General features: G+C 63.1%; 10 protein-coding genes. 7 read left to right on the top strand and 3 right to left on the bottom strand.

Translation table 11 applies throughout. The features are described 5' to 3' along the window. Window positions 1-999, top strand: a 999-nt coding sequence (locus JMF86_RS16570) for a DUF3999 domain-containing protein (protein WP_201317078.1), incomplete at its 5' end; no start/stop codon positions are given. A gap of 171 nt (window positions 1,000-1,170) precedes the next feature. Here the strand turns inward: JMF86_RS16570 and JMF86_RS16565 are convergent. Then, window positions 1,171-1,959: a GNAT family N-acetyltransferase gene (locus JMF86_RS16565; RefSeq protein ID WP_011694838.1), complete on the bottom strand. Its 789-nt coding sequence runs from the start codon at window positions 1,957-1,959 to the stop codon at window positions 1,171-1,173. A gap of 293 nt (window positions 1,960-2,252) precedes the next feature. Here JMF86_RS16565 and JMF86_RS16560 point away from each other — a divergent pair, with 293 nt between their 5' ends. The 3 genes from JMF86_RS16560 (at window position 2,253) to JMF86_RS16550 (ending at window position 3,971) form a co-directional block, all read left to right on the top strand. Beyond that, window positions 2,253-2,558, top strand: coding sequence for an NIPSNAP family protein (locus JMF86_RS16560; RefSeq protein WP_011547011.1), 306 nt, complete (start codon window positions 2,253-2,255; stop codon window positions 2,556-2,558). Between the two features lie 310 nt (window positions 2,559-2,868). Continuing rightward, on the top strand, window positions 2,869-3,519 hold the full coding sequence (locus tag JMF86_RS16555) for an NADPH-dependent FMN reductase (RefSeq protein WP_012339459.1): 651 nt from the start codon (window positions 2,869-2,871) through the stop codon (window positions 3,517-3,519). A 233-nt stretch (window positions 3,520-3,752) separates the two neighbouring features. Further along, window positions 3,753-3,971, top strand: coding sequence for a hypothetical protein (locus JMF86_RS16550; RefSeq protein ID WP_006480563.1), 219 nt, complete (start codon window positions 3,753-3,755; stop codon window positions 3,969-3,971). A 312-nt stretch (window positions 3,972-4,283) separates the two neighbouring features. Here JMF86_RS16550 and JMF86_RS16545 read toward each other — a convergent pair whose 3' ends face one another. Next, the gene (locus JMF86_RS16545; protein WP_077179465.1) at window positions 4,284-4,490 is read right to left on the bottom strand and encodes a DUF2188 domain-containing protein; all 207 of its coding nucleotides are present in this window, start codon (window positions 4,488-4,490) and stop codon (window positions 4,284-4,286) included. A 29-nt stretch (window positions 4,491-4,519) separates the two neighbouring features. Further along, complete coding sequence (locus JMF86_RS16540; protein WP_226161399.1) at window positions 4,520-4,792, bottom strand: DUF3892 domain-containing protein; 273 nt, start codon at window positions 4,790-4,792, stop codon at window positions 4,520-4,522. Window positions 4,793-5,038: 246 nt separating this feature from the next. Here JMF86_RS16540 and JMF86_RS16535 point away from each other — a divergent pair, with 246 nt between their 5' ends. From JMF86_RS16535 to JMF86_RS16525, 3 genes are all read left to right on the top strand, one after another. Then, window positions 5,039-5,362, top strand: coding sequence for a helix-turn-helix domain-containing protein (locus tag JMF86_RS16535; protein ID WP_011547009.1), 324 nt, complete (start codon window positions 5,039-5,041; stop codon window positions 5,360-5,362). Next, window positions 5,355-6,242, top strand: coding sequence for an ImmA/IrrE family metallo-endopeptidase (locus tag JMF86_RS16530; RefSeq protein WP_011547008.1), 888 nt, complete (start codon window positions 5,355-5,357; stop codon window positions 6,240-6,242). The genes JMF86_RS16535 and JMF86_RS16530 overlap by 8 nt, the downstream gene beginning before the upstream one ends. A 48-nt stretch (window positions 6,243-6,290) precedes the next feature. Next, window positions 6,291-6,801 (top strand): hypothetical protein (locus JMF86_RS16525; RefSeq protein WP_201317077.1); only part of this gene is annotated, 511 nt, incomplete at its 3' end.

The following is a 6,801-nucleotide window of genomic DNA, read 5'->3' as shown; positions in this document are numbered from 1 at the left end:
CTGCGCGCGGCCGTCGCGACGCCTTCGCGCCCAGGGCACGGCGCGGACCTCGTCGACCTGTCGCATACCGACGGCAGCACCGAAGCACTGCTCGTGCACGTGAACGACGACAGCTACCAGGGGCGCGTAGCCGTCGAAGCCAGCGACGACCTGCGCAGTTGGCGGCCGCTCGGCAGCACGCAGTTGCTGAAGGTCGGCCGCGGCAACGACATGCTGGTGCAGGAACGCATCGCGCTCGACGGCGCGGCGCCGCGCTACCTGCGACTCGACTGGCTCGACGGCGCACCCGCGATCGCGTCGATCGACGTCGAGACGCATCCGCGCGACGCACGCGGCACCGATACGGCGTCCGTGCCGCGCCAGTGGCGCGACGCCGTACGGATACGCGCCGGCGCCGCGCCGGGCGAGTATCTGTTCGACACCGACGGCGCGTATCCGGTCGATCGCGTGCGCATCGACCTGCCGCAGCCGAACACCGTCGCCCGCGCGATGCTGCAAAGCCGCGCCGATGCGCAGGCGCCGTGGCGCGACGTCGCTGGCGCCGTGCTGTTCCGGCTGCAGGGCAAGGGCGGCGAGCAGCGCAATCCGCCGCTCGAGTTCATCGCGAACACGGATCGCGCGTGGCGCATCGTCGTCGACATGCGCAACGGCGGGCTCGGCGGCGGCCAGCCGGCCATCGCGATCGGGTGGCATCCGGCCGCGCTGACCTTCGTCGCGCGCGGCACGCCGCCGTTTACGCTCGGCGTGGGCGACGCGTCGCTCGTGTCGTCGGCCGTGAGCCGCGACGCACTGCTGGTCGGCATGGCGCCCGAAGTGCGGCCCGCCCGCGTCGGCGCGGCGCTGCCGGCATCGGCCGTCGCGCCGGCGGCAGCCGCCGATGCGGATGCCGGGCGCCGCTACGTGCTGTGGGGCGCGCTGGTGGTGGCGGTCGGTGTGCTCGGCGCGATCGCATGGCGCGTCGCGAAAGCCGGCAGCGACACGCGCGGCCGCGACGAGTGACGTCGACGTGCATTTGCGTGCCGCTTGACGCGGCGTTCACGTTCATCGAGCAGGTACGTTCTTTGGGACATCGCCACGCGTGACCGCACCGATTCATCGAGTGGCTCGCCTTCCACCTTTGCGTGAAGGCCGCACGACGCGCCAGCGGCCCGAGCCGGAGTCCGTCAGCCGCTATCGAGCCATGAAGCGGCCGTGCTGACGCGGTCGCCACGGCGACGACCGGCAACTGGCCGCGCCAGCCGCGCGGCGCGCCGCGAAACGTCCGGCGCGGCGCACGCCCGACTCGCGCCGCGCCACCGCGACGATCTGCGGCGCCCACGCCAGCACGACACGCCGCACGGCCGCCACGCGCGCGGCCAGCCGCGATACCGGAGACACGCGGCGCACAGCATGGGCAACGGGCCGCTTGCACAGGATCGCGCTGTCGTAGCGCTTGCCGGCGAAGCGCATCACGTCGACCACCTCGAAGCCCTGCGCGCCGTAGAACGCCAGCAGATGCGCAGCAGGATGCGGCGTATCCAGCGCGAGCAGCGCATAGCCGCGCAACGCGGCCCACTGCTCGGCGAACGACATCAGCAACGCGCCGATTCCGCGGCTCTGGCAAGCCGGGTCCACCGCCACCTGGCGCACGCTCGCGACGCCTTCGCGCCGGTACAGCGAGCAGGCCGACGACGGATCGGTCGCATACAGCGTGGCCGTACCGACGACACGCCCGCCGCACACGGCGACATAGCACTCGCCCGCTTCCGCGCGGCGGCGCGTGACGTCTTCGTCCTGATCGACGCACGTGCAGTTGAGCCCCATCGCACCGAGCCGCGCGAACGCGCGGTGCAGCATCGGCGTCAGTTGTGCATAGCTGTCGATTGCCGGATCGAAACGCCGGACGATCACCCGATCGACGCACCGTGAAGGCAGCGCGGCAGGGGTGGGGTCGGCGATCGCGTTCCAGGGTATCGACATGGCCATGCTCCGTGGTGAAGATGCACGAAGTCTAGGAGCGCGCCGGTTGCCGTCGCAAGAAAAAATGTCGTAAAAATTCCGGGCGAAGACGGCGGGCGGAGGTCGCGAATACGGCATCGTTCCGATGCTGCGTGCACGTCGTGGCGAACGCATCGAAGCACCGATCGTTGTTCGCGCAAGCAACGCGCCATGCAATGAAGTCGCGTGGTGATGTCCACATCCGCGCGCATGCCGTTGACACGTACCGCCCCGCGCTCCAGACTCGCTGCTCCGTCACCGCCCCGCGAGCGCCCATGATCACCTGCTTCCTTCGCTACGTCGTCGATCCGTACAAACTCGTCGAATTCGAAACCTACGGCAAGATGTGGATTCCGCTCGTCAAGCAGTTCGGCGGCACGCATCACGGCTACTTCCTGCCGTCCGAAGGCGCGAGCAACATCGCGCTCGCGATGTTCTCGTTCCCGAGCCTCGCCGAATACGAACGCTACCGCGAACGCTCGAAGGACGATCCGGCCTGCCAGGCCGCGTTCCGCTACGCGGAGGAAACGCGCTGCATCGTCAGCTACGAGCGCAGCTTCTTCCGGCCGGTGTTCGAGTAACGGGCGGCGTCGCCGCGCATCGCGCCCCGTTTTCCAGCGGCGGACGAAAAAAAGCCCCGCCTGCATCCGCGCGGCGGGGCCAACCCATGTCAGTAGAGACATCATGGAGGAGACGAGCCCATCTTATCGACCGTGGCGCACCGTCTCAACCAAGCATTTCTGCTATCGATCTGCGGGGCCGCGCACACGATTGCCCCCGCCACGCGGCATATCGATAGAACGAAAAGTCGTTTTCAGAGTGGCGACGGGGTCGTTACCATCTGGTTTTAAGCCTGTGCTTAGCCGGGCAAGCCAATCCCAGGAGCGCCCCTTGACTGCATTCGATCAACACCGCCGCCCGTTCGTCGTCGGCATCGGCGGGACCACCCGAGCCGCATCGTCCACCGAACGCGCGCTGTCGTTCGCACTGCGCGGCGCGCAGGCCGCCGGCGCACGCACGCGCCTGTTCGACGGCCCGTTCCTGCATACGCTGCCGCACTACGCCCCCGAACACAAAACGCTGACCGACGCGCAGCGCGAGCTGATCGACGCCGTGCGCCAGGCCGACGCGATCATCATCGCGACGCCCGGCTATCACGGCGGCGTGTCCGGTCTCGTGAAGAACGCGCTCGACACGCTCGAGGAGCTGCGCGCGGACGAACGCCCGTATCTCGACGGCCGCGCGGTCGGCCTGATCGTCACCGCGTACGGCTGGCAGGCGGCCGGCACCGTGCTGACGTCGCTGCGCTCGATCGTCCATGCGCTGCGCGGCTGGCCGACGCCGTTCGGCGCCACCGTCAACACGCTGGAAACGCGCTTCGAAAGCGCCGACAGCTGCTCGGACCCGAAGGTCGTCGCGCAACTCGAGACGGTCGGCACGCAAGCCGCCGAATTCGCGCTCGCGTTCGCGTCGCATCGCGCGGCCTCGCACGCGGCATCGGTCGATGCGCTCGCGCCCGTACTGAAGGTCGCCAACCAGTAACCCCCGCATTCCGCCGCGCGCCTCCGATCGACACGATTCGACGGGGCGCGCGGCGCGTCTTCCAGCGCGTGGCGATATGCCGGGCGCATCGTCTCGCCTCTCGAACATACCGTTTCCGCGTACCGCCCCGATAACGATTCAGCCCGACGCGTGATTTGCATTGGCCGAAAGATTGGTTCACGCAGCCGGCAGGTTTTCGTACGCTGAAAGTCCGAACTTTTTCCGCGCACGCCATGAACCGTACGATCCGCTACAAGGGCTATGAAGTCGCTCCCGCTGCCGCCCGGTTGCCGAACGGGCTGTTCGCCGCCAACCTGACGATCGAACGCGCGAGCGGCGGCCCGTCGCCGCGCTCCGTGTCGTTCGACGCAATCGATTTCTTCTTCGAGGAAGAGCACGCCCTCGCCTACGCATCACGCTGGGGCCGCCTCTGGGTCGACACGAACGCGTGACACGCGCCGGGCCGGCGTGCTATCGTTTGTCAATAAAGTTGAGCGGTGTACATGAATAAAATCAATGGCTTGCAAAAAACTTTGCCATGATTGCTCGCTTCATTTTGCCATACAAGGTGAGCAAAAGCCGCTGAATTGACAAGAAATACGAGCACTCGCTAATAGGCTTGATTCTTCCCAAGATGGGGCGGTCTATCGATCGATTTTCGTCAAGATAGGCCGAGCACTATAGCGGAAGTGGCCTCCCACGCCACCTCCGCTCACAACTCTAGTCGGCGGGACTAGCATTGACCGGAACCATCATCAAATCCGTCAAGGCTTCCGCCACTTGTCCGGCTTCCCGGCACTCGTAGTACGCACCCGCTCCACCAGCACAGGGCCGCTCGGGTTGAGTTCGCGTGCACGTTCAATCGCTTCGCGTTGCGTCGTGGCAGTTGCACTTGCCCGTTGCGAATTCGGACGACGAACTGCGTAATCGCCTTCATCGAGGCGACGCTCAACAAAGATCTTGTTGGTCATTGGTCTACTCCGTAGCTGATTGAAGTTGCTTACCGGTCAGGAAGCGCAAGCAAGTTGTCGGTCCAGCGCCCATCGGCGACCGTTTGCACATACTTGGTCCTCCCGTTGTTGTTGACGTGTACCCATGCTCCTTGTCGTTGAGGGTTGCGATCCGGGCACCAGACGGAATTGTTCCCCTGACGCTCGATGTACGAGACCATTTGATCGCGAGTGAAAACCCCGCTTTCACCGACAGCTCGATCGCCGTCCCACACTTGCCACCACAGATGCGTGATGTGTTCGTGGCCTGCACCGCCGCCCATCCGTTTCGCTACGCACTTCAAAGTCCTTGCCATGGTTGGCACCTCTTCAAAAATTGAGGAACGCGCCAACAAAATGTTCGGAGTAGGCGCACAAAAAATATAGGCGCCTCGAATTCACTTGTCAAGCATGAAAAGTGCGCCTACTCTGAACATCGGGTAGTCAAGAATGGGGGGCCCCTACCCATTCGCGTGACGCGTTCCCATCATCGGCCGCCAGCGAGCGTGCGATCTATACAGGAGAGTGAAGTGGCAACCCCCTTGGGCGAAAAGATTCGAGCCGAGCGCAAACGTTTGAAATTGACACTGGATGCGCTTGCCGAGAAGACAGAGTCAAGTAAGAGCTACATTTGGGAGTTAGAAAATCGCCCCGTAGTGCGCCCGTCTGCAGACAAGATCTCTAAGATTGCGGCGGTGTTGGGCGTGACAGTGGAATTCTTGCTGGACGATGAGAAGCAGGAAGCATCGCAATCGGATGTAGACGAGGCTTTTTTCAGGCGTATCGGTCGCCTTGATGCGACTAAACGTGCCCAGTTGGAAAAATTTCTCAAGGCGATAGACGACGATGAGTGAGCCGACGACGCCAGCCGCGTGGGGTATCCAGTTGTCGAAATTGTGGACGCAAAGTGGTCAATCTTTCCCGGTCGACGTACAGGTGCTCGCGCTTGAGGTAACCAAGGCCAAATTTTCGGACCCGGTTGGCGTCATCAAGCCTCACGGTGTTGCCGGCATCGACGGCATGCTCTCAAAGAGAAAAAGCAAGGGCGACTGGTGCATCTCATATGACGCGGCGGTAACCATCCCCGGACGTATCAATTTCACGCTGGGGCACGAACTGGGCCACTACTTTTTGCATCGAGCGATGCGCGATACCTTTACGTGTGGCCAACTCGAAACGATGGGCTACAACGAAGGGGAGTCGAAAAAGCAGGAATCGGAAGCCAACAAATTTGCGTCGTTCCTGCTCATGCCAGCGGACGATTTTCGGCAACAAATTTCCGGACAGCCGATTACGGTTGATCTGCTCGGCCACTGCGCTTCTCGGTACGACACATCGTTCACCGCCACCACATTGAAGTGGCTGGACATCACGGACGAAGCAGCCATGCTCGTGGTTGCGCGGGATGATTTCATATGCTGGAGCTACCCCAGTGCCCGCGCATCGAAGTTGGGCTGCTACATGCCTCCAGGAGCACCCGTACCCTCCGCGTCAGTCGAGCGCTTGGCAGAAGCAAATGCCGCGAGAGACCGGATCGTTACGGTGCCCGCAGGCGTGTGGCACCCATCGTTCGAAGCAGAAGAGTCTCTGATCGTCTCCGACCAGTTCGACCTCGCCATCTTCTTGGTTCGATTTGTGTCGCCTGGACATATCGAACATGCCGAGGATGCGCCCTCTGACGCGGCCGACTTTCTGACTGAACGAGCGAAAGGATTGAACTGGACGCGCCAATAGCTTAGTGCGTGTTCTACCGTATCACCACAAATTACAAAGGAAACCGGAATGTTCGATCCAATGTTGCCGAATCGAGAGATGTTCATCCAGGACCCAGCCGGGTACAGCCTCTCCGGATGGAGCCGTTGGGCGATGCTGGCCGCAGCCCATGGTGCTGACGTCGATCCGACCAATGCTCCCAGCAGCGACGATCTAAAGAGTCCGATTTTGTGGCTGACTCAAGCCGAGGCGATGGCTCAGGCAGCGGTAACGCTCGTAAAACAGCAACCGAATTTCGACAACATGCCGACCGAACTGCGGGGAATTTGCGATTCTCAGTACTGCGCAGTCGCCCTCATGTTGGTTGGTTATAGCTTGGAAGTCTGCCTGAAAGCGATGATCATCCTCCGCGCAGGAGTTGCCGCGTACTCTGAAGCTGAGCGTGACCACAAGCATCACGAACTTCATCGTCTCGCGAATTTTATCGATGACCTCTCCCCCAAAGAACTAGCAACACTTGAACTTCTCACACACTTCGTATATTGGGCGGGCCGCTATCCCGATCCGGGCCAGAAGGGTA

Source organism: Burkholderia sp. E168m15, from assembly GCF_016586105.1.
In the GTDB taxonomy this organism is placed as follows: Bacteria; Pseudomonadota; Gammaproteobacteria; order Burkholderiales; family Burkholderiaceae; genus Burkholderia; species Burkholderia orbicola.
The sequence above is the reverse complement of the archived record's forward strand: the minus strand, read 5'-3'. Positions and strand labels throughout refer to the sequence as shown.